Genomic DNA, 21,445 nt, shown 5'->3' with positions numbered 1-21,445 from the left:
AGATTTATAAATCCGTACGCCCGGAATCTAAGATCAGGACATAGAGAGTAGGCATTCACTACATATTTGGGCATTCAATTTCGAATGTAACAAATGTGACGTATGCTTAAATTCCTTTCTCTAGTTGTTGTGCTATTATTGAGCACCATTTTACTTCATGCCCAGGTTATTGTTCGTGGACAGGTCATGGACAGCAATCATACTCCTGTCTATCTTGCTACAGTGAGACTATCTACAGCGGCAGATTCGTTGTTTCTGACAGGTGTACAAACAGATTCTACAGGTATGTTTGAGTTTAGAGGGCTACAGACTGGCCATTATAGATTTCAGGTGTCTTTGCTGGGTCATCAGGCATATGTAGGTCAGTTTAATATCCATCCCGAACAGACAACGATAGAGCTCGAAACTATCATTCTGGCAGAAGATGCCAAACAACTGGAGGAAGTAATTGTGAAAGGGGAAAGAAATGCTATTAGCTATGAACCCATGAAAACAGTACTTCAGGTAGCTGGCAATAGTCTGTTTAAGTCTTCCACCAACATCCTGGATATTTTACGTAAAGCTCCTGGAGTCACTGTTGACCCGGATGGTTCCATTCTGGTATCAGGGAGAAACACGCCAGCTATTTTTATCAACGGCAAACCTGTACCGATGAGTGCGGAGGAATCTCTGGCTTACCTGAAAGCCTTATCCCCTGATATGATTGAGTCCATTGACCTTATCGCCAATCCGTCTGCCCAATACGATGGTCAATACAAAGCCATTATTGATATTAAGTTAAGACAAAATCAGTCGCTGGGCTGGAAAGGCCTCCTCAATTCCGCATTTCGTCAGAATATGTACTCGTCCTCAGACAATACACTGAATGTTGCTTACCGTTCCAAAGAAGCTACCTATACGCTCAGAACGGGCTATGTAGCAGGCGACGACTACTATCTGTATACTGCCCTGCAACATCTGGCTAACACAAACATCATGGCTACTCATACCCACACACGTACTACCAATAATAACCGGAACCTTCAGGCAACTGTTGATTATACAATAAATCCTCATCATACTATTGAACTCTCTCTTAAAACATATAGAGCCAATCGAAATGCGACTACAGTTAATCAGCTTTCGTTTCGGGAACCTGTACAGTATGAGCTCCTGGATATCCGCCAAACCACTAATAAATCAGTGCCAGTACAGCTCAATGACGCCTTGAATGCAGCTTATACTCTCACCTTTTCGAAAAACAGCCGTTTGAATTTATTTGGCTCACTGACAAATATCCAGAATCGACAAAATGAAGACATCCAGATTCGGAATCAGTTTTCGAATGAACGAACAAACTACTGGAAAACAACTTTAAAAAATACCATAGCGATTCGGAATATACAGGCCGATTATTCCCGAAATATGCAATCTGGTAATTTGCAGGCAGGAGCTAAATTGGCTATAGTGCGTACAAACAATGATCTGCGTTATGATACATTGAATACAGAGCAACAATTTGTGCCTGATGCCGGACGTACCAATCGGTTTACATATGACGAATACATTCACGCTGGGTATATTTCCTATGGGCATAAACGTAATAAACTTGACATAAGAGTAAGTCTCCGTACAGAATATACACGTACCATCGCGAACTCTGTCTTACAAAATACTGTACGAAAACGAGAGTATATTACCTGGCTACCCGGAATAAATGCCAGCTATCAACTAGGACAGGATCACCGCATTAGTCTGAATGCAAACCGACGTATTACACGTCCGGATTTTAGTCAGTTAAATCCTTTTCGTTTCTACTATAGCCCTCTCAATTACTGGGTAGGCAACCCATACCTGCGTCCTTCGGTTACAACATCGGCAAATCTGTCGTATGCCTATCATGCTTTTACAGTTGGTATAACAGCCGGTAGAGAAAAAGATTATATGGTTCGCTATCCGGAATACAACCGAACCACTAATGAGTTGCTGTATCTGGGCACCAACCTGCCTTATGCAGATTTTGCCAATCTGGAAACCAGCTATGGCTCTAACCTTACTCAGTGGTGGAAGATGACACATAACCTGGGTATTTATTATTTAAAACAACAGATGCCTTATCTGGGAAAGGTGTATGCGATAGGAGTCACAGATTTTAGTATCAATGGAAGCCATGTTTTTACTTTACCTAAGGGAGTTACGGCAGATCTTACCTATCGGTATCAGTCAAAGGGAGGTAGTAGCCTGTATGTACGCAAAGCCTTCGGCTCAGCAGATATTGGATTACAGAAAAGCTGGCTAAAGGATAAGCTAAATACCCGACTAACCTTCTATGATATTTTCTATACACATGCATACAAACTGGTATTTCGGGAAAAAGAAATCATAGATAACCAATTGGCACATCGTTATGCTACCCGTCGGCTGGTATTTACACTTGTATATAATTTCGGAACAGGCAACTATACCAGTAAGGACAACAGAACGACAGATGAAGAAAAAAGAGCAAAGTAAAATGCTTGCATTGAAAAGAAAATGTACTCAGTTAGTTGGTTTATTATCAGTATGTTAGAGGTGGTAAATGAAAGAAATACAGGGGAAATACATAAAAACTGTATGACTTTTCTGCTACAGATTATTTTCTGTATGTCCTTATGATACTATATCTGCTTATTTATCAGTTATTTACCTGCTTTTCAAGGTAGGCTTTCAAAATTCTGGCAGGAAAGCATTCATGTATGATAATCAGTAAATTATGACTTTACAAAGGGGGTGTAAATGTAGTACCTTTGTAGTGTTAGTCAAGCAGACATATCCTCAGACGAAACGTCTGGTTTAGATATAAAAATAAAATTTAGGTTGTAAGTGGTTTGTTACTGAAATTCCCCGAAGGTTTCCATCGGGGAATTTTTGTTTTCCTACCATTATCAATACGTTATCCTGGAGATAACAGCTTAGTGTACAGAATGATTAATCTTTTCCTGTTCCAGATCAATCCAGGCTTCTTCTTTTCGGATTACCTCGTCATCAAACTCATTTCTGTGGCGTAACTGATACAACTCCTTTCGTTTAGCGGCTACTATATCCGCAAAGACTTCATTATATTCCGCCATTTTCTCTTCATCAAGTACTACCGCTTCCAAATGGTTACTTTGCAGGTACAGATCATCCTCCATCCGGTTTTTTAGGTTGGCAATCAGTTCATTGGTAATGACTTTGTCTGAATGATTTTCTTCCAATTGTATCAGGGCTACCTGAAGCAGTTTTTTTCGGATGGCTGCAATCTGTTCGTGTTCAGAAGCCAGATGATCCGGATCCGCGTAATTGACCTTTCGGATAATATAGGGTAAAGTTAACCCCTGGAATACCAGTGTAACCAGAATAACTATGAACGTGATAAACAGAATCAGATTTCGGTGTGGAAATGCTGCTCCTGTATCCAGTGTAAGCGGAATGGATAAAGCGGACGCAAGAGAAACCACTCCTCGCATACCTGCCCAACCTACAATGATAGGTCCACGCCAGCCTGGTCTTCGTTCGGCTACCGGAATCACGCCCCCTACTATTCGTGTAAAAATAGAGGTGAACATCACCACTACCATACGTGTAACAATAACCAGCAATGTGATAACAATCGCATACCATATCACCTCTCCTTTGGAATAGCCATCCAGCCCATTGACAATGACAGGCAGCTCTAAACCGATAAGGATAAAAACTAACCCATTCAACGCAAATACTACAGTAGCCCACATGCCTGCTCCCTGAATGCGAACTGTATGATTAAAAATCTGATGTCTGTGATAGGACAGGAATAACCCTCCACTTACCACTGCCATTACACCCGACACATGGAGTTCCTCTGCTGCCAGATACATGACATAAGGAGCCATAAAGGTCATTAGAATATTGATACGTGTAGTAGCCGGAAGCCAGCGATGAACCACATAAAATATACCTGCAACGCCTAATCCAACGCCAATGCCAAAAATTGTAACTGAAAAAAAGCCTGTTGCTGCATCTTTCCAGATAAACGAGCCAGATACTATAGCTGCAAGGGCAAACCGAAATACAACTAAGCTGGCTGCATCATTGACCAAACTTTCTCCTTCCAGAATGTTAATAACCCTCTTGGGAACTTTAATCTCTTTCAAGACGGAAGAAGCTGCAACAGCATCCGGTGGCGAAATGATGCCTCCCAATAGAAATCCCAGTGCCATGGTAAAACCCGGAATCAGAGCCTGTGAAACATAGGCAACCGCAAAGGCAGTAAATACAACGAGACCAAAAGCCAGTACAACAATGATACGTCTCCACCGCCAGAATTCTTTCCAGGACGTATACCAGGCGGCTTCATACAATAAGGGTGGCAGAAAGATCAGAAAGATTAGGTCCGGATCAATTGATATACGTGGTACTCCCGGAATCCAGCTTACGACAAGACCACTCAATACCAGAAAGATCGGAACAGGAATGCGGAGGCGCTGCCCAAGCATTACAAATAACGAAACTGCCAGTAATAAAGAAATACATAAGAGTAAGGTTTGATGCATAGAGGTTGGGTTGAGATTTGTAATGCCAAGATAATAATTTATCAAAAATGTGCGATCAAACAGGAGGTTCCGTGTTTGGAAAGAAAAGAAAACATGAGTCATCCCAAAAATTTTATCCATTACCCTTTCTACAGATGCATTCATCCCATTTTTCTAAAGTTTCATCCCATTTTTGCCACAGATCCCTTCTCCGCATATAGTTTTGATGAAAAATCAATGGTACTATGCACACGCTCAACAAGGTCAGGTTTTATGAAGCCCTCTTTATTTTTATTGCCACTATCATTTATCTGGTACGCCGTTATTTTGAGGAATACCAGAATCTGCTTCAGTTTCTGTCTGAGCCTGAATCACAAGGCGGATCTGCCTACCAACTGGCAGATATTGAAGGGTATAACTTTGGGGTAAATACGTGTGTGCCTATTGCCGGATGCACTATTTTTTTTGTTGCAGCCTGGTATGTACTTCATTACCATACCTTCCCAAAAATCAAAGAGGCACAGCAGGATGACAAAACCTTCATTTCTCTGGTTATTACGCTGATATTAGCGGGAGCAGGGGTTTTTGTTTATCTGTACCTTCGGCAATTTCCGCAATATTATCATGATGATAATGGGAATATTATTGGAGCAGGAGCTTACTCTCTGTATCGCCAACGCAATGTCATATCCTCTACAGTGGCGATGCTCACCATCATTGGATATTACGAATGTGTAGCCCAGCTCTATTATTATATTCATATCAAGCTCAGCGAAGACCAGAAAGGCAATCAGGTATACATTGGGTATTTCCTACTAATTTGTCTGGCTTCACTAATACTAGGTTTTTCATTAACAGGTGAAGTTCCTGAGTTTTTGTTTGATATGCCTATGGCAAACCTGGCTGATGGCACATTCCGGTATTTCTTTTATATGCTGGTGCTGGGGTTATTGGTTTTTATTCTGCAAAAGTTCTGCTATGACCGATTACTTCCTGCCATTCAACATTCGGCCTGGAATCTGGTTATTCAGCATTTGGTTATTTACTTTATTATCTGTTTGGCGGGTACAGCCATGACTTGGATTGCCGCCAATGATTTTGATCTGGAAATAAGCCGCAACAAGAGGGTCGTAGCTATTCTGGCTATATTGCTGATTGCACCTCTGGTGATTATGTATCTGCGGCAAGTCTTTACCAAAGAAAAGATCCAGTTACAGACACAGATTTCACATAAATCAGCTGAGTTAGTTGCACTGCGTTTACAGATTAATCCGCATTTTTTGTTCAATGCTCTCAATACGCTATATGCTGCTGCCCTGCGTGAGAATGCCGAAAAAACATCCGATGGCATTCAGAAGCTAGGTGATATGATGCGGTTTATGCTCCATGAAAATAACCAGGAACGCATACCTCTAAGTAAGGAAACAGAATACTTGTATAATTACATTGCTATACAGCGTATGCGTCTGGATGAATCGCACCCTATCGAAATACGAATAAACATTCAACAGCCAGACAAAGAAATATACATTGCTCCTATGTTGTTGAACCCCTTTGTTGAGAATGCCTTCAAACATGGTATCAGCTTCCGGCAACCGTCCTGGATTTATATCACGCTGACACTAGATGCTACTCACCTATATTTTAAAGTACATAATTCGATGCACGCCAAGCTGGAGAATGATCCGGAAGAAAATAAATCGGGAGTCGGCCTGGAAAATGTACGTAAGCGACTGGATTTACTTTATCCGGATCGATATACACTCACTATAGAACAGTCAGGACAAGATTATTTTGCTTCTCTGGTTTTACGTTACTGGTAATCCAGTGATACCAGACTATCAGATCACTTACAGCTATTTAGTAACTACAACTATGAAAACATACTTAACGCTATTCTCCCTTTGGTCATTTCTCCTCATAGGAGGGCTTTCAACAGTCAGAGCCCAGTCTGCCAGGCGCTATACTCCTGAGATCGAAAAACGGATCAAACAGGTAGAGCAGAGTCTATGCACCTGGATGCAGATTGATGGAAGACCCAACTGGACACTGGCTGAACGGATGCGTTTTTACAAGGTAAAGGGAGTAAGTATAGCCGTAATCCATAACTACCAGATCGAATGGGCAAAAGGATATGGCTGGGCAGATACCACGGATAAAAGACCTGTTTCAGAAAATACACTGTTTCAGGCAGCCTCAATCAGCAAGTCGCTGAATGCCGTAGGATGCCTGAAGCTGGTACAGAATCAGCAGGTAGCACTGGACAAAGATATTAATCAGTACCTCAAATGCTGGAAGTTTCCGTATGATTCCCTGGCACACGGAAAAGTAATTACTCTTGGCAATCTGCTAAGCCATACTGCCGGGCTCTCAGTACATGGATTTGCTGGTTACACAGACAAGGAGCCTCGTCCTTCATTGCTACAGGTACTGGACGGACTACCACCTGCCAACTCTCCAGCCATACGGTTAATGGCAGAGCCCGGCACCACAATGGAGTACTCAGGAGGAGGCACTACCCTTACACAACTTCTGGTAGAAGATGTGGCCCAAAAGATGTATGCTCAGTACATGCAGACAGAGGTTCTGAACCCCTTAGGGATGGTACACAGTACCTTTGCTCAGCCCCCTGCTGTAAAATTACAACATGAACTGGCTACAGGCTATCGGTATGATGGTAAGCCAATAGGAAGTTTGTTCCATATCTATCCTGAACAAGCCGCAGCGGGTTTATGGACTACCCCAACGGATATTGCTACGTTTGTGCTGGAGATGCAGTTATCCTTGCAAGGCAAATCCAGTAAGGTATTGTCGCCCAAAATGACACGTCGTATGCTTACACCTTATTTGCCTCGTTACGATGCGGCTTTGGGTACATTCATTTTTATGAGGGAAGGAAAGGAGGCTGCCTATTTTCAGCATACTGGTTTGAATGAAGGCTTTTCGTCTGTATATTATGGTTCTGTAGAGGGAGGGAATGGAGTCGTAATTATGTGTAATTCCGATAACTTCGGACTAATCCGGGAATTGGTAAACAGTGTAGCTTCTGTATATACCTGGAAAGATTTTTATAATCCGGTAGTGAAAAAAGAGATAAAAGTGGCTTCTGCTACTACAGATGCTTATATTGGAAGCTATACCTGGAGTGAAGCACCTGATCAGACTATTACAGTATATAAACAGGGTGAAAAGCTTCTATACCACAATAGTACTTCCCGCAATACCTGGGAGATGCATTTTACAGATGATACTACATTCTTTTTGTATGAGCTTCCTCAAAACGAGTATACATTTTCGAGAGATGCGAATGGCAGCATTGATGGTATACAGGGACAAAGAGAAGATCAGGAATGGAAACTTTCCAAGATAAAATAATTGATGAAACTTACCGCTATTGCTATTGACGACGAACCCAGTGCTTTGGAAGTTGTATCCAGACATGCCTCAAAGGTGCCTTTCCTGGAACTTGTTGCCACGTTTACAGACGCCTTCGATGCTATTCCTTTTCTCCGGCAAAACCGAATAGATCTTTTGTTTGTAGACATTAAAATGCCTGATATCTCAGGAATTGAGTTTGTGCAGACGTTGTCAAGAGTGCCGATGGTTGTATTTACTACCGCTTATTCCGAATATGCCGTGCAGGGTTTTGAACTGGATGCTATTGATTACCTGCTTAAACCTTTTTCATTGGTACGATTTACCAAGTCGTGTACAAAAGCCCTGGAAATAAAGACACTTCGGGAAGGCGATTCAGAGAAGTTTATTTTTGTCAAAACAGGGTATGAAGAAGAAAAAGTGTTGCTGGATGATATATTCTACATTGAGTCAGATGGAAACTATCTGATCTTTACACTGAAAGGCCGAAAGCTGTTAAGCCGGCAAACTATGACAGATATTCTTCAGATGCTGCCGGAAGGGACATTTATTCGGGTACACCGATCCTATATTATTGCTATTTCTAAAATTGAAAAAATTTCCCGTCATCAGCTTTGGATAGCTGACCATGAAATCCCCATTGGCGCTTCCTATGAAGAAAGCCTGACAACGATTCGGGAACGCATCAATGTCCGATAGGGCTTCCGATAAGTTACACAGGATACACATGGTTACAGACAAGGTTACATATTAATACACTGAAAATCAAACAGGTAACACTGGTTACGGAGTTTTGCTATTTTTTGCCAAAGTTCCTGGTAACAATAGAGCAACAGCTATACTTCCTTTTATATATAGTATTATATTATACTAAATATGCGTATATGAGAGACAAGTGTAACCAGTGTTACTAGCCTATCTTACAATTACTTAGATGTGTAACTAACGGTGTAACTCTGTGTAACCAAGTGTAACAGGACTTATTATCAGGTATTTACTGTTTTAACTATACCAATAAGATATATAGCCAATCAAGGCCTATGTTAAAGGCTTATTTTACATACATAGTGATACCTCTCAAAATGCCATCAACATCGCTTAAAATTCACTAGTGGCAGCTTTAGTACTTCTAATATGCCTGAGTTATAGAGATGAGTTATCTTGGATAATGCAGACAATGATTGAATTAATTCGACAATGTAGGGGCGATTGGCAGATCGCCCACATTCCCACAGATTGTGATTGAGGTAACAAACCATCATTGAAAATGTAGATGTAGCCTTGTTTCCCACAAATTCTGTTAGGAATCAATCTGAGGTTATGCTTTCCAAATCCAACCGCCAGCCTGTCACGACTCGGCGTGGTCGTCCCTATCTACATTGGCTCAACGTAATTCAGCATTCGCTCCGGATTTGACTTGAATTATGCGTATGAAATTTTTTGCGGTGAGTTCAGGTCAAAGTGAATGCTTGCGGTTTATTCTGTTCAAAAGAATTTCGTGCGGTTAATTCAACGCATTAACAATTTTGCGGTGAACTCTAGGCAAAAACTATTTTCCTCCAAACAAATCAAATAACCTCTTCTCCATGTCACTTGCGTTGAACGTACCGCAAAACGTGTTCTGCATATAATTCAGTTCGGCTAGCAATATGTACTCACCCTAGGCAAAACTATTCCTTCAATGAAATTCTTATCCAGGCAAACTCCTTCTCGTCCACATTGTCCCAGCCCCAGGTGACAGCATACTTGCCTGCTTTTACTTTAAAGACAGTACCTACACCCAGAATGTTCAGAGAATTGAGTTGCACAGGTGGATTCAAGTCTGCAATCGGCTCCAGTCCTGCCGCAGCTCCAAGGTCTCCTTGTGTCATCGGTGACCATGCCAGCACACCCCGTCCTGTAGGAAAGTTTAGAGTACCTACTTCATATGATTTATCACTGGAGGCAATCACTTCCAGCGCTTTGGCTTTGTGTATGTCTTGCGTAGTTACAAATAACACTTCACTGCCTGTGGGTTCAAGAGCCAGTGTGACTATGTTAGGCCGTAGATCCCAAAAGAGAGCCTGGGCATCATTCCCAAATGGAGCAATAGCGATCTCATCCTGATTCAGATACATTTCACAGATCTGTGTGTAATCGGTATACGCTTCCATAATAAGACGAAAGCTGGTTTTATCCTCCAGCAGAAAGTTGTATTGCAGCCCAATATGTTCCAGCCATGCAGCCATCCATTTTTCTATAACATCAGGTGTGGCATGCGGTGGCAGCGTGTTATACTCTCTGTTCATTACCTCGTCCCAGGCAGTCTTTTTCACCTGCATCACGAGTTGAGGTTGCTTCTCATACAACTCTTTGAGTAATGACAGTACAAACTCTTTACAAGAGGCTTCACTATAAAAGTAAATAGGCTGTACCATCTCAAAATCCGGTGAAAGCTCATTTACCAGTGGGCCATCGTATCTAATCCGGAATCGTTCGCTTAACAGTTCGTCGCTACCTTTCCATTGAGCATAGTCTTCAACAGAAGAAATCATAAAAGGTCCGCCTTCACTTCCCGCACTGCCATACCACACAAAATGCTTTTGTTGTGTTTGCATATTATATATCTGTGATTAGTTGAAGTAGTCTGTATAGCGCTCAGGATGCTGAAAACCGGCTTAATGTTTCGCGTGATACTCCGAGATAGGAGGCAATCAGCAACTTAGGTACCCGTTGAAGGAGTGTAGGATATTGTTGCATCAGTTGCTCATAGCGCAATCGGGCATCGTTGTTGAGCAAAGATAAAATACGCTGTTGCATAGCCACATATCCCAAAGAAGCTTTCATTCGGAAAAAATACTCCATTTTATGTAGTTCAGCGCAAAGCAGTTTTTTGTTCTCAAATGATATGCTGAGTAGTTCGGACGCTTCAATACAGTCAATATTCAGTGTGGCCTGTCTTTGAGTGATATACGCCTGATAATCGGTAACCCACCAGTTTTCCATAGCAAACTGTATAATATGTTCTTTGCCTGCCTCATTAGTATAGGAAGCCTTTAGCAGGCCATTCAGCACAAAGTACTCATGTGTAACCAGGGTGCCTTCCTGTACCAGATATTGGTGTTTCTTTAACTTTTTATGTGTAAAGAGTGACTGTGTATACTCAAATTCGGAATCTGTCACTGCTACAATTTCTTCAATATGTTGCCTTAATACTATACTCATGGATATTAAAAGAGGACTTGCTAAATATCTGATCTGCAAAAGTACATTTTACCACATACAGATTACTATTTCTTATACTATTCATGTGATCTACGTCACAGAAAAATTGTGATCTGGCTCCTTCGCAGACACATATAGATCTACCAACTTTGCCCCAGTAAAACAAACTTAGTTACCAGAATATGAAACGTAGTACAGCTTTTTTATGTATCGTCTTGTCTCTGTTTATAGCCTTACAGGGATATAGCCAACGTAAAACAAAACACACAAAACATACCTCAACACATATGAAAACCAGGAAAGTACTTTTTGTTGTTACATCCTATGGTGAAATACAAGCCACAGGACACAAAACTGGAATATGGCTTGAAGAATTGGCCTCTCCGTATTACCTTTTATCTGGACAGGATATCGAAGTGGTGATTGCCTCACCTAAAGGAGGTAAAGCCCCAATAGACCCTAAAAGCCTTGCTCCCGACTATGTAACAGCCTCTGTGAAGCGATTCCAGCAGGATGCAGATGCCCAGAAGAAACTGGATAACACGCTTGCCCTCACACAGGTTAAAGCCAGTGATTATGATGCTATCTTCTATCCGGGTGGACATGGTCCTATGTGGGATCTGCCTGAGAACACACAGTCTATCCAACTCATCGAATCATTTTATGCAGCTAACAAACCTGTAGCTCTGGTATGTCATGCTCCGGCAGCGCTAAAAAATGTGAAGGGCAAAGATGGCGCCCCTTTAATTAAAGGCAAGAAAGTGACAGGTTATTCCAATAGTGAAGAAGTAGCCGGAAATTCTACTCAGGAATGTCCGTTCCCACTGGAAGACATGCTAAAAGAAAAAGGAGGTAACTATGAAAGTGGTGGAGACTGGAAACCTTTTCTGGTAACTGATGGCCGACTGATCACAGGGCAAAATCCTGCCTCATCCGAACTGGTAGCAACTGAGATTCTAAGTCAATTGGGAGTTACTGCCAAAGCAAAATAGGAACCGGCATATAGTAAAATATATATGACAGGTCCGAGCAACTGTTCAATATTGCCAACGTAAGAGTACTTCCTTCTTATACTGTTTATTCTAAAAGAAAAACGTTCTTTCTGGACTTCTGAAAGAATCCTGTGAAGGATAGGCGGCCTTTCCAACTGGAGTGTATTTCGCTCTCATAAACCATAGAAGGCTCTATTTGTCACAAGATTCTTTCAGAAGGACAAAAAATAATAACAAAGCAAAACAGGTTCAAACAATAGTTCGAACCTGTTTTGCTTTGGCGAAAATTTACATCAGGTTGAGCTATACACGGATTTTATACAATACCCAGCTAGCAAGGTGAGTTGTAGGATACTCTCCTGACTCAGAGACGGATCATATACACCCAGAGCCAGATTAAATGTATCCGAAAAATTAAACAATCCTGATAGTACACTAGTATCTTCCTGAAATTGTATGTGTGTAAACGTTATAACCAGATCTGATTTGTGTTTTACAATTCGGAATTCTTCGGTAGAAAATATTTTTCTGATCAGACGGTATTCCTGATCTTCCAGATAAATAGTGCATATATAACCTGATAAGGACAAGGTCGGGAAGCTGATATAGCCAACAGGATGCTCATCATATAACACACTTGTTTGGCCTTCTTCTTTCTGAATGGTTAAGTTCTTCTCCAGAAAGGCAGTTTGATAACACATGCTGGGAAATAGAAAAGACCAGAATGACGTTTGGTTAGGTGCTTTTTCTTTTGTGAGTACAGTGATAGTCATTCCATACTCGTCCAGTAACTGGACATTCCAACTTTTGTAATATACCACAAGGGTGTATACCATAGGTGTTTTTCAGGAAGAAATCTTGAGGGTGTAAATTCATCTGAAAATACTTTTTTCTGGTAAAAATCAGAAATGAAATGGCATTTTTAGTAGTAAGAAGACAGCATAGTTTACTTTCTGTCTACCTGTATGCAACCTCTATAAGATTATATGCATCTTGCTGTAAGACAATACCTACAACTCCACTACTATGAAAAAACTTTCACTTTTGTCGCAAAGCTTTTTGCTGCTTTGCCTGACTCATCTATCTTTTTCCCAGACAGCCAACAAAGACATTCAAACTCTGAATGGGACCATACTCTCTGCTCAAAATATAACACAGCAAATAACACCACTTCTCGACAGTGCACACATTCCGGGACTATCTCTCGCCATTGTGAATCACTCTACAACTGTATACTCACATACATTTGGTTTCAAGGATAAAGCAACCAAAGCTCCTGTAACAACAAACACCCTGTTTGAAGCCGCCTCTCTGACAAAACCTGTTTTTGCGTTTGCCATTTTAAAACTTGTAGAAGAAGGAAAAATCTCCCTGGATAAACCCTTGCATGAATATCTTGACAAACCGTATGAAGGGTTAACAGACAAACGGTACAATGCCATTACTGCCCGTATGGTACTTAGTCACACTACAGGTTTCCCTAACTGGCGGGATGATAAGTTAACAATTGGTTTTACACCTGGAGAGAAGTTTAGTTACTCAGGTGAAGGATATGTATTTCTGCAAAAAGTAGTTGAGCACATCACCCAAATGCCTCTGGATAAACTCATTCAGACTAAAGTTTTTACACCTCTTTTAATGAAAAATAGCTACATGGTTTGGACTTCCGTTATACAACCACGGATAGCAACTGCATACGATAGGAGTGGAAAATCAGTAATGGGAAATCAATCCAAAGAAGCTAATGCTGCCTACTCACTTTATACAACAGCAGAAGATTACTCCCGGTTATTGATTGCGATTCTCAAACCTGCTGTTTTGCAGTCGTCATCCATTACCGCCATGCTTACCCCGCAAATCTCCCTGTCAGATGCCCAACCCGCTTTATCCTGGGGATTAGGATGGGGACTGGAAAAAACGTCGCAAGGTATCGTAGGCTTTCATTGGGGTGATAATCCAGGCTATAAAGCGTATACACTACTAGTGCCTGAAAAAGAAATGGCACTCGTTTATTTTACCAATAGTGACAATGGCTTGAACATTCGGGATCGACTGGTTGATGTTACATTAGGAGGGAAGTATACCCTCTACGATTGGTTAGGCTATGATCAGTATAATTCCCCACAAACACTGTTATGGGAAACCGCCCATGTAAAAGGTGTGCAAGCAGGTCTGGATCAATACCGTAAGTTCAAGGAAACTGCAATCATAAAACCAGATGAGAACATACTGTATAAGCTTGGGTACAAATTCTATTACGAGAAGAAATATCCGGAAGCCATTGAAGTGTTTCAGTTTAATACAAAAGAATATCCTTCCTATTGGAAAAACTATGTAGCCTTGGCGGATACCTATGGCAATATGGAGAAGATGGAATTGTGTATACAAAACCTTGAAAAAGCTATTGAGTTGAATCCTGACTTTGAACAAGGCAAACAAATGCTCAAACAACTGAAAGAGAAGAAGTAATTATGGACCTCTCAAGGAAGCCTGTAAATAAAAGGAAAAGCACCTCGTAGAAGAACAACTCTCTTCTTTGTCCTTCTGAAAGAACTCTTAAAACACACATATTCATGTCTTGAGTGAGATAGGGTTGGTCTCTACATTTGTATACATCTCAGGCTAATCTGCCTTTATTAAATTGTAGCACCTACAAGATACAACCATGTACACCAGACATTTTTTACTACTTATCCTCGTTTTAATTGCACCCGGTGTGCTCTATGCACAGACTCCAACATCTGGAACGGCTACTAAAATACAGCCTTCAGCCAATGCCAATCTGAAGATAGATCCTAAGCTTAGGGTGAATCTTGCCTTTCAGAAGTTATCAGGAACTGGACGTAAACGTTGGGTAGTGACAGCTATCAATCGATCAGGTTATAAGATTCCTGTAGAACCAGGTTCGTGTTATGCAGATAACGAACTTATCTTAAGCAGTGACTGGAATGCTTCTTACTCTGAGGGAACAAAAATGTGTGTAAAATCGATGCAGAATTTGCCAAACTTGCACTGGCAAATCAGTGCTGATGGTAAGAAACTCACATTAACCGGACTGCCTGTGCTGAAAGAAGATAATAGCAATGCTATGATAGGTTTTTTGCTGGGAAATGATGCTGAAATCCTGGAGCTTACCGAAACTACTCTTCGCCTGCGATTTCAAGGCACAGATGGTTATATCAGCGGAAAGTTTGCTCCCGTAACCAATGAGATTACTTACACAGCTAAATAAGAGTAGAGATATACTATGAATTCTTTAATTTATCTAGACAGCATGGTAACGCCAAAGGAATTGGTCAAATTCTGTCAGGCTATGGGTGTTTTATGGATACACAACCTGCGTTGGCAAATAGTTGTATATAGTCTGTTGATTTTATGTGCGTTACCTGTAAAAGCTCAGACAACATATGCCACACCACAGGCTGCAGCCAAAGCACTCTTTGATGCATGGCGCACTAAAAACAGAGCCAAGGCTTTACAAGTAGCCAATGAAGAGTCCGTTGATAAGTTGATGGGAACTATTTTTCGTAAGCAACGGAAATTAACAGAATGTCATGATGCTTCAGATACCGAAAAGGGCCTGTATTACTGTGTATATGGAGACAGTGAAGATGAACTGTTATCTGTAGCCTTTTACATGACCAAAACCCGAAAGGGATGGAAGGTAAAACGCGTCTCCTTTGCTGCTGAAGAATAAAATTAAAAATACGGAAGAATTATTGGTAGTGACAAAGTATTAGCCAATCTGACGTTTATATGTCAATACTATCAATAGTTTACACAACGTATGTTAATGCTTATATTTTCGTTACTTTTACTAGTATAGATATTGAATGATAAGGCATTAAGTTATTATTGATATGTTATTTTCCATGTATTGTATAGAAAATATTTGCTAATAGCTAATATTTAGTTTATATTTGCAGAAATATTAAGCAAGAGGGGGCATGTGTCCCCTCTTTTGCTTCGTGGAATGATAAGCTATAAATATAGCCAGTACCAGATCAAAGGGCATGAAAGACCAGGAACACATACGCCAATTAGTAGAAACACAACTAAGTGAATCTCCGTACTTTGTTGTTGATGTTTATGTAAGTGGTTCAAGAACTACTCCTAAAGTAACAATTACACTAGATGGAGACAATGGAATAGGAATTGATACCTGTGCCGATATAAGTCGTGATGTTGACAAGAAAATAGAAGAGGAGGGATTATTTCCTAAAGGATATGTACTGGAAGTTTCTTCACCAGGTATTGATCAGCCATTAAAATTGGTGCGTCAGTATCCCAAACATATAGGACGTCAGGTGCGTATTCACCTCAAGGATGGAGTTACAAGAGAAGGAAAGTTAGAGGCTGTTGATAATGAGAATATTACTTTTCAGGAAGAAATTGTAAATAAAGCTAATAAAAAGAAAAAAGAACTTGTCACGGCAACAGTTGCCATTCTGGATATTGATAAAGCATTTGTGCTGGTATCTTTCAAATAGAAAGAGATTGTATTATACATCCAAGATTCATGACCCAAGACTAACATACAATGAGCAAAGAAAGTAAAGAACTGATTGAGTCATTTGCGGAGTTTGCGAGACTCAAAAACATTGACCGTCCGACAATGATCCGCATTCTGGAAGATGTTTTTCGGACAATGATCCGCAAGAGATATGGCGCCGATGAGAACTTTGATATCATTATAAATGCAGACAATGGTGATTTGGAGATCTGGCGTTTTCGCAAAATTGTAGACGATAACTCAGAGGATATCTGGGATCATGATAAAATATCACTGTCAGATGCCCGGAAGATAGAGCCTGATTTTGAGGTGGATGAGGAAGTGGCTGAGTCTATTAAGCTGGAAGATTTCGGACGTCGTGTAGTACAAACAGCACGCCAGACACTAATCCAAAAAGTAAAGGATCTGGAAAAAGATTTACTTTTTCAGAAATATAAGGAACTTGTTGGCGAAATAATTGTTGCAGAAGTATACCAGATATTAGGCAAAGAAATTATTCTGCTGGATGCAGAAGGTCATGAACTAGCCTTGCCTCGTACAGAACAGATTCCTAAAGACCGGTTTCGGAAAGGGGATTCTGTAAAAGCTATTGTACACCGTGTTGAAATGGTGAATGGCACTCCTAAGATTATTCTGTCTCGTACTTCTCCTGTATTCTTAGAAAGATTATTTGAAAGTGAAGTTCCTGAGGTGTTTGATGGGGTTATAGCCATTAAAAAGATTGTGCGTGAGCCAGGAGAAAGAGCAAAAGTTGCTGTCGAAAGCTTCGATGACCGGATAGATCCGGTTGGCGCATGTGTAGGAATGAAAGGATCTCGTATTCATACTATTGTTCGGGAACTGGACAATGAAAATATTGATGTTATTAATTACACAGATAACATTGAACTATATATCTCCCGTGCTTTAAGCCCAGCAAAAATCAGTCGTATTACTATTGATGAAGAAGAAGGTCGGGTGGCTGTGTATATGCGTCCGGATCAGGTTTCTCTGGCAATTGGTAAGAGTGGACAAAATATCAGACTGGCTGGTAAACTGGTAGGCATGGAGATTGATGTATATCGTGATACAGATGAGGAAGGAGATGAAGATATTGATCTTCAGGAGTTTGACGACGAAATTGAACGTTGGGTTATCGACGAACTTCGTCGTGTAGGTTTGGATACAGCCCGTAGCGTGCTGGCTCTTAGCAAAGAAGACCTGATTCGCAGAACAGATCTGGAAGAAGAAACAATTGATGATGTACTTCAGATATTAAGACAGGAATTTGAAGAGGAAAGCTAATAATAGAAATAATTGATTGTAATGAGGGAAAAATATAGTATCTTTTCAAGATGAAAGTTATCCCTCATTGCAATCATCTGAATAGTTAATAAAATATCCGCTCATTATTCTCCTCTTTGGCAAGGAGGCGTTTCCATAATTCAGAGGGTATTTCTGATTTTTGTTTCTTAACCAGTAAAGTTGCCCAGTTTTTATGCGTTCAGGGATAGTATTTTGTTAGGAGAAGCAGTGTGAAACTTTCTGCTTTTCAGCGATACGCGGTCATTGTAACATTCATTTTTATTCACATTACCTTAAAACAAGACAAGACATTTATTCATAACTCATGGGAGAAGAAAAAATGATGCGATTAAGTCAGGTTGCCAGACAACTCAACGTAGGAACTTCCACTATACTGGATGTGCTGGGGCAGCGTGGCTTTAAAGTAGAAAATTCACCGAATGCAAAAATTACTTCTGAGCAATTTGAAATACTGGCAAAAGAATTCAAAGGATCAGCTTTAGAGAAAAAAGAAGCTTCTGAACTTACTATTGGTAAGAAACATAATGAAAATCTGATTCTGGATGCCAACCGTCCGGAACGTCGTGACAAGACAGAAGAAGAAGAGTTTTTTATTCCACTTCATGTTTCAGAAAAAGAAACACCTGTTAGCAAAGAAGTGCCCAAAGAAACCCCTGCCATTCAGGAGCCTTCTACTGTGCGCCCTGATACAGGACGTATCACTTTGCCTGGGGTGAAAATACTAGGAAAAATAGAATTAGATAAAAAAGGAAATCCTATTCCTCCCAAAACTCAGCCACAACCACAAGTGGAGCCAGAACCAATAGTGGAGGCCAAAGTAGAGGAAGTAAAACCTCCTGTTGTAGAAGAAAAAGTGATAGAGACTCCTGTATCACAACCTGTAGTGGAGAAAGTGCCTGAAGTAAAAGAAGTGGAACCAGAAGTTCAGAAAGTAGAACCTGTTAAGGTTGAAGAGCCTGTAAAAGAAGTAGTACCACCTGTAGAGGCAACACCTGTTGTAGTGGCTCAGGAAGTTCCTCAACAACAAAAGCCTAAAGAAGTTCCCTTGCCTAAAATCGAACCAAAGACTGAAACGCCTATTGAGAAGTCAGTACCTCCTCAACCAAAGAGCAATCCTGTAGAACAATCTCAGCCTGAAGAAAGAGTTGAGTTGGTAAAGGCAAGAGGGGAAACCTTGAGAGGTTTATCTGTATTAGGTAAGATAGAACTTCCTTTGGACAAAGATAAGCGTAAAAAAGGTGGCCCTGTTGGCAACAATAACCCCGCAGGCGCTGCAAGTGATGATGATAAGAAGAAAAAGAAACGCAAGCGTAAACGGTTAAAATCAGGGCATCCTGAGAATACCGCAAATACTGCAGATACAGGAAAACCAAAAGGCCAACCTGCAAATACCAATAACAATACAAATACCAACACCAATAATAATAACACCAATACAGGACAATCAAAAAATAAACCTGTTGGTAATAACAGTAACAACAATAACAGTAATAACAACAATAGCAACAATAACAGACAGCAGGGAAATAAGCGGAATAAGAACAAGAGAGAGGAAGTTTCAGATCGGGAAGTACAAGATCAGCTGAAAGCAACCTTGGCTAAAATGGGTGGACGTACTCCTCTACGTGGTAAAGGAAAGAACCGTTCCCGTGATAACCGTGATGAAATGGTTGAGGAGGTAGAGGAAACCAATATCCTGCGTGTAACAGAGTTCGTATCTGTAAATGACATGGCTTCTCTGATGAATGTTTCTGTAAACGATGTAATCTCAGTTTGTTTAAATCTGGGTATGTTCGTTTCCATCAACCAGCGTCTGGATGCTGAAGCTATTACTATTATTGCGGATGAATTTAACTATGATGTTAAGTTTATCTCGGCAGAGGAAGAGATTGAAGGTAATCTGATCAGCAATGAAGAAGATGCTGAAGACGATCTTAAGCCTCGTGCACCTATTGTTACCATTATGGGTCACGTTGACCATGGTAAGACCTCATTGCTGGATTACATTCGGAAAGCAAAAGTAGCTGCTGGTGAAGCAGGTGGAATTACACAGCACATTGGTGCATATGATGTGACTACAGAATCTGGCAAGAAAATTACGTTTCTGGATACACCTGGTCACGAAGCCTTTACTGCTATGCGTGCCCGTGGTGCAAAAATCACAGACGTTGTTATTATTGTAGTAGCAGCTGACGATAATGTGATGCCTCAAACCAAAGAGGCTATTAACCACGCGCAGTCTGCCGGAGTTCCTATTGTAATTGCTATTAATAAGATTGATAAGCCTAATGCTAATCCTGAGAAAATCAGAGAGGAGCTGGCAAAAGAAAACGTTCTGGTAGAAGAGTGGGGTGGTAAATACCAAAGCCAGGAAATATCTGCCAAAAGTGGAAAAGGTATTGATGAGCTGTTGGAAAAAGTGCTGTTGGAAGCAGAACTCCTTGATCTGAAAGCTAATCCGAAGAAGAAAGCTGTAGGGTCTGTGATTGAAGCTGCTCTGGATAAGGGCCGTGGATATGTTGCTACTGTAATGGTACAGGCCGGAACCTTGAAAATAGGGGATATTCTGTTGGCAGGTGCACATTATGGCCGTGTAAAAGCAATGCTTAATCACAAGGGTGCACGTGTGAAAGAAGTTGGCCCATCTACTCCTGTACAGATATTAGGTTTGGATGGTGCACCACAGGCTGGTGAGAAATTTAATGTGATGGAATCTGAGCGTGATGCACGTGAGATCGCAAACAAACGTGAGCAGATTTTACGCGAGCAAAGTATACGGACCCGTCGCCATATTACCCTGGATGAAATTGGTCGTCGTCTGGCACTCGACTCGTTCCGCGAATTAAACCTGATTGTGAAAGGTGACGTGGATGGTTCTGTGGAAGCTTTGGCTGACTCTTTACTGCGATTATCTACAGATGAAGTGCAGGTTCGTATTATCCATAAAGGTGTGGGCCAAATTTCCGAGGCCGACGTTATGCTGGCTTCAGCTTCAGATGCTGTAATTGTTGGTTTCCAGGTGCGTCCATCTGTTAATGCACGTAAAGCTGCCGAAAACGAAGAGATCGAAATTCGTCTGTATTCTATCATCTATGATGCCATCAATGAAGTGAAAGATGCTATGGAAGGCATGCTGGCACCGAAGGTAGAAGAAGTGATTATGGGTACAATCGAAGTGAGAGAAGTATTCAAAATTTCGAAAATAGGTACTGTTGCCGGATGTTATGTACAGGAAGGTCTTATTAAGAGAAATAATAAGATACGAGTTATCAGGGATGGTATCGTTGTTCACACAGGAGAGATTGATGCCTTGAAGCGTTTCAAAGATGATGTTAATGAAGTGAAGTTTGGTTATGAATGTGGTTTGAGCGTGAAAAACTTTAATGATCTTCTGACTGGTGATACAATAGAAAGCTTTGAAAATAAGGAGACTAAACGGACATTATAATATAAGTCTTCTTTTTATAAAAAAGCCGCTTACTGTAAGCGGCTTTTTTTATAAATACTTCATAAACAACAAGTAAAAGTTGAAATTGTATAATATTGTG

Annotated in this window: 15 protein-coding genes; 11 read left to right on the top strand and 4 right to left on the bottom strand. The window is 40.8% G+C overall.

Going from position 1 to position 21,445, the window contains the following annotated elements; all coding sequences use genetic code 11:
• Positions 1 to 102 precede the first annotated feature (102 nt).
• The gene (locus QNI15_RS25795; RefSeq protein ID WP_314034469.1) at positions 103 to 2,490 is read left to right on the top strand and encodes an outer membrane beta-barrel protein; all 2,388 of its coding nucleotides are present in this window, start codon (positions 103 to 105) and stop codon (positions 2,488 to 2,490) included.
• 440 nt (positions 2,491 to 2,930) lie between these two features.
• Here QNI15_RS25795 and QNI15_RS25790 read toward each other — a convergent pair whose 3' ends face one another.
• On the bottom strand, positions 2,931 to 4,529 hold the full coding sequence (locus tag QNI15_RS25790) for a Na+/H+ antiporter (RefSeq protein ID WP_314034466.1): 1,599 nt from the start codon (positions 4,527 to 4,529) through the stop codon (positions 2,931 to 2,933).
• Positions 4,530 to 4,753: 224 nt separating this feature from the next.
• Between QNI15_RS25790 and QNI15_RS25785 the strand changes: the two genes are divergently transcribed.
• From QNI15_RS25785 to QNI15_RS25775, 3 genes are read left to right on the top strand one after another with little or no spacing between them, the layout of a single operon-like run.
• Positions 4,754 to 6,331, top strand: a complete 1,578-nt coding sequence (locus tag QNI15_RS25785) for a sensor histidine kinase (protein ID WP_314034464.1) — start codon at positions 4,754 to 4,756, stop codon at positions 6,329 to 6,331.
• Between the two features lie 52 nt (positions 6,332 to 6,383).
• Positions 6,384 to 7,883 carry a serine hydrolase domain-containing protein gene (locus QNI15_RS25780; RefSeq protein ID WP_314000001.1) on the top strand — a complete coding sequence of 500 codons (1,500 nt, stop codon included), beginning with the start codon at positions 6,384 to 6,386 and terminating at the stop codon, positions 7,881 to 7,883.
• A gap of 3 nt (positions 7,884 to 7,886) precedes the next feature.
• Positions 7,887 to 8,582, top strand: a complete 696-nt coding sequence (locus tag QNI15_RS25775) for a LytR/AlgR family response regulator transcription factor (protein ID WP_314000003.1) — start codon at positions 7,887 to 7,889, stop codon at positions 8,580 to 8,582.
• 971 nt (positions 8,583 to 9,553) lie between these two features.
• Here QNI15_RS25775 and QNI15_RS25770 read toward each other — a convergent pair.
• Together QNI15_RS25770 and QNI15_RS25765 are read right to left on the bottom strand one after the other, a co-directional pair.
• A complete protein-coding gene (locus QNI15_RS25770) occupies positions 9,554 to 10,480 on the bottom strand; it encodes a hypothetical protein (RefSeq protein ID WP_314000006.1) in 927 nt (308 codons plus the stop codon).
• A gap of 40 nt (positions 10,481 to 10,520) precedes the next feature.
• The gene (locus tag QNI15_RS25765; protein WP_314000009.1) at positions 10,521 to 11,087 is read right to left on the bottom strand and encodes a Crp/Fnr family transcriptional regulator; all 567 of its coding nucleotides are present in this window, start codon (positions 11,085 to 11,087) and stop codon (positions 10,521 to 10,523) included.
• 182 nt (positions 11,088 to 11,269) lie between these two features.
• Between QNI15_RS25765 and QNI15_RS25760 the strand changes: the two genes are divergently transcribed.
• The gene (locus QNI15_RS25760; RefSeq protein ID WP_314000011.1) at positions 11,270 to 12,079 is read left to right on the top strand and encodes a type 1 glutamine amidotransferase domain-containing protein; all 810 of its coding nucleotides are present in this window, start codon (positions 11,270 to 11,272) and stop codon (positions 12,077 to 12,079) included.
• Positions 12,080 to 12,372: 293 nt separating this feature from the next.
• Here QNI15_RS25760 and QNI15_RS25755 read toward each other — a convergent pair whose 3' ends face one another.
• Entirely contained in the window at positions 12,373 to 12,915 is a 543-nt protein-coding gene (locus tag QNI15_RS25755) for a hypothetical protein (protein WP_314000014.1), read from the bottom strand.
• A 190-nt stretch (positions 12,916 to 13,105) separates the two neighbouring features.
• On the opposite strand from QNI15_RS25755, the gene QNI15_RS25750 reads away from it, so the two are divergent.
• The 6 genes from QNI15_RS25750 (at position 13,106) to infB (ending at position 21,345) form a co-directional block, all read left to right on the top strand.
• Positions 13,106 to 14,548, top strand: a complete 1,443-nt coding sequence (locus QNI15_RS25750) for a serine hydrolase (RefSeq protein ID WP_314000016.1) — start codon at positions 13,106 to 13,108, stop codon at positions 14,546 to 14,548.
• Between the two features lie 196 nt (positions 14,549 to 14,744).
• On the top strand, positions 14,745 to 15,311 hold the full coding sequence (locus QNI15_RS25745; RefSeq protein ID WP_314000018.1) for a hypothetical protein: 567 nt from the start codon (positions 14,745 to 14,747) through the stop codon (positions 15,309 to 15,311).
• A 15-nt stretch (positions 15,312 to 15,326) separates the two neighbouring features.
• Positions 15,327 to 15,776 (top strand): hypothetical protein, encoded by a 450-nt coding sequence (locus QNI15_RS25740; RefSeq protein ID WP_314034462.1) that lies wholly within the window; start codon positions 15,327 to 15,329, stop codon positions 15,774 to 15,776.
• 316 nt (positions 15,777 to 16,092) lie between these two features.
• Positions 16,093 to 16,569, top strand: coding sequence for a ribosome maturation factor RimP (locus tag QNI15_RS25735; protein ID WP_313983187.1), 477 nt, complete (start codon positions 16,093 to 16,095; stop codon positions 16,567 to 16,569).
• Between the two features lie 50 nt (positions 16,570 to 16,619).
• The gene (nusA, locus tag QNI15_RS25730) at positions 16,620 to 17,876 is read left to right on the top strand and encodes a transcription termination factor NusA (RefSeq protein ID WP_313983189.1); all 1,257 of its coding nucleotides are present in this window, start codon (positions 16,620 to 16,622) and stop codon (positions 17,874 to 17,876) included.
• Between the two features lie 325 nt (positions 17,877 to 18,201).
• The gene (infB, locus tag QNI15_RS25725) at positions 18,202 to 21,345 is read left to right on the top strand and encodes a translation initiation factor IF-2 (protein WP_314034460.1); all 3,144 of its coding nucleotides are present in this window, start codon (positions 18,202 to 18,204) and stop codon (positions 21,343 to 21,345) included.
• Positions 21,346 to 21,445 lie beyond the last annotated feature (100 nt).

The sequence above is a fragment of the Xanthocytophaga flava genome (assembly GCF_030068545.1).
Classification (GTDB): Bacteria; Bacteroidota; Bacteroidia; order Cytophagales; family 172606-1; genus Xanthocytophaga; species Xanthocytophaga flava.
This window is presented reverse-complemented; position numbering and strand designations above follow the sequence as displayed.

Bases quoted from the DNA above. Each gene is read 5' to 3' on its own strand.
- QNI15_RS25795 (WP_314034469.1), top strand. From the start codon at position 103: ATGCTTAAATTCCTTTCTCTAGTTGTTGTGCTATTATTGAGCACCATT.
- QNI15_RS25790 (WP_314034466.1), bottom strand. From the start codon at position 4,529: ATGCATCAAACCTTACTCTTATGTATTTCTTTATTACTGGCAGTTTCG.
- QNI15_RS25785 (WP_314034464.1), top strand. From the start codon at position 4,754: ATGCACACGCTCAACAAGGTCAGGTTTTATGAAGCCCTCTTTATTTTT.
- QNI15_RS25780 (WP_314000001.1), top strand. From the start codon at position 6,384: ATGAAAACATACTTAACGCTATTCTCCCTTTGGTCATTTCTCCTCATA.
- QNI15_RS25775 (WP_314000003.1), top strand. From the start codon at position 7,887: ATGAAACTTACCGCTATTGCTATTGACGACGAACCCAGTGCTTTGGAA.
- QNI15_RS25770 (WP_314000006.1), bottom strand. From the start codon at position 10,480: ATGCAAACACAACAAAAGCATTTTGTGTGGTATGGCAGTGCGGGAAGT.
- QNI15_RS25765 (WP_314000009.1), bottom strand. From the start codon at position 11,087: ATGAGTATAGTATTAAGGCAACATATTGAAGAAATTGTAGCAGTGACA.
- QNI15_RS25760 (WP_314000011.1), top strand. From the start codon at position 11,270: ATGAAACGTAGTACAGCTTTTTTATGTATCGTCTTGTCTCTGTTTATA.
- QNI15_RS25755 (WP_314000014.1), bottom strand. From the start codon at position 12,915: ATGGTATACACCCTTGTGGTATATTACAAAAGTTGGAATGTCCAGTTA.
- QNI15_RS25750 (WP_314000016.1), top strand. From the start codon at position 13,106: ATGAAAAAACTTTCACTTTTGTCGCAAAGCTTTTTGCTGCTTTGCCTG.
- QNI15_RS25745 (WP_314000018.1), top strand. From the start codon at position 14,745: ATGTACACCAGACATTTTTTACTACTTATCCTCGTTTTAATTGCACCC.
- QNI15_RS25740 (WP_314034462.1), top strand. From the start codon at position 15,327: ATGAATTCTTTAATTTATCTAGACAGCATGGTAACGCCAAAGGAATTG.
- QNI15_RS25735 (WP_313983187.1), top strand. From the start codon at position 16,093: ATGAAAGACCAGGAACACATACGCCAATTAGTAGAAACACAACTAAGT.
- nusA (WP_313983189.1), top strand. From the start codon at position 16,620: ATGAGCAAAGAAAGTAAAGAACTGATTGAGTCATTTGCGGAGTTTGCG.
- infB (WP_314034460.1), top strand. From the start codon at position 18,202: ATGGGAGAAGAAAAAATGATGCGATTAAGTCAGGTTGCCAGACAACTC.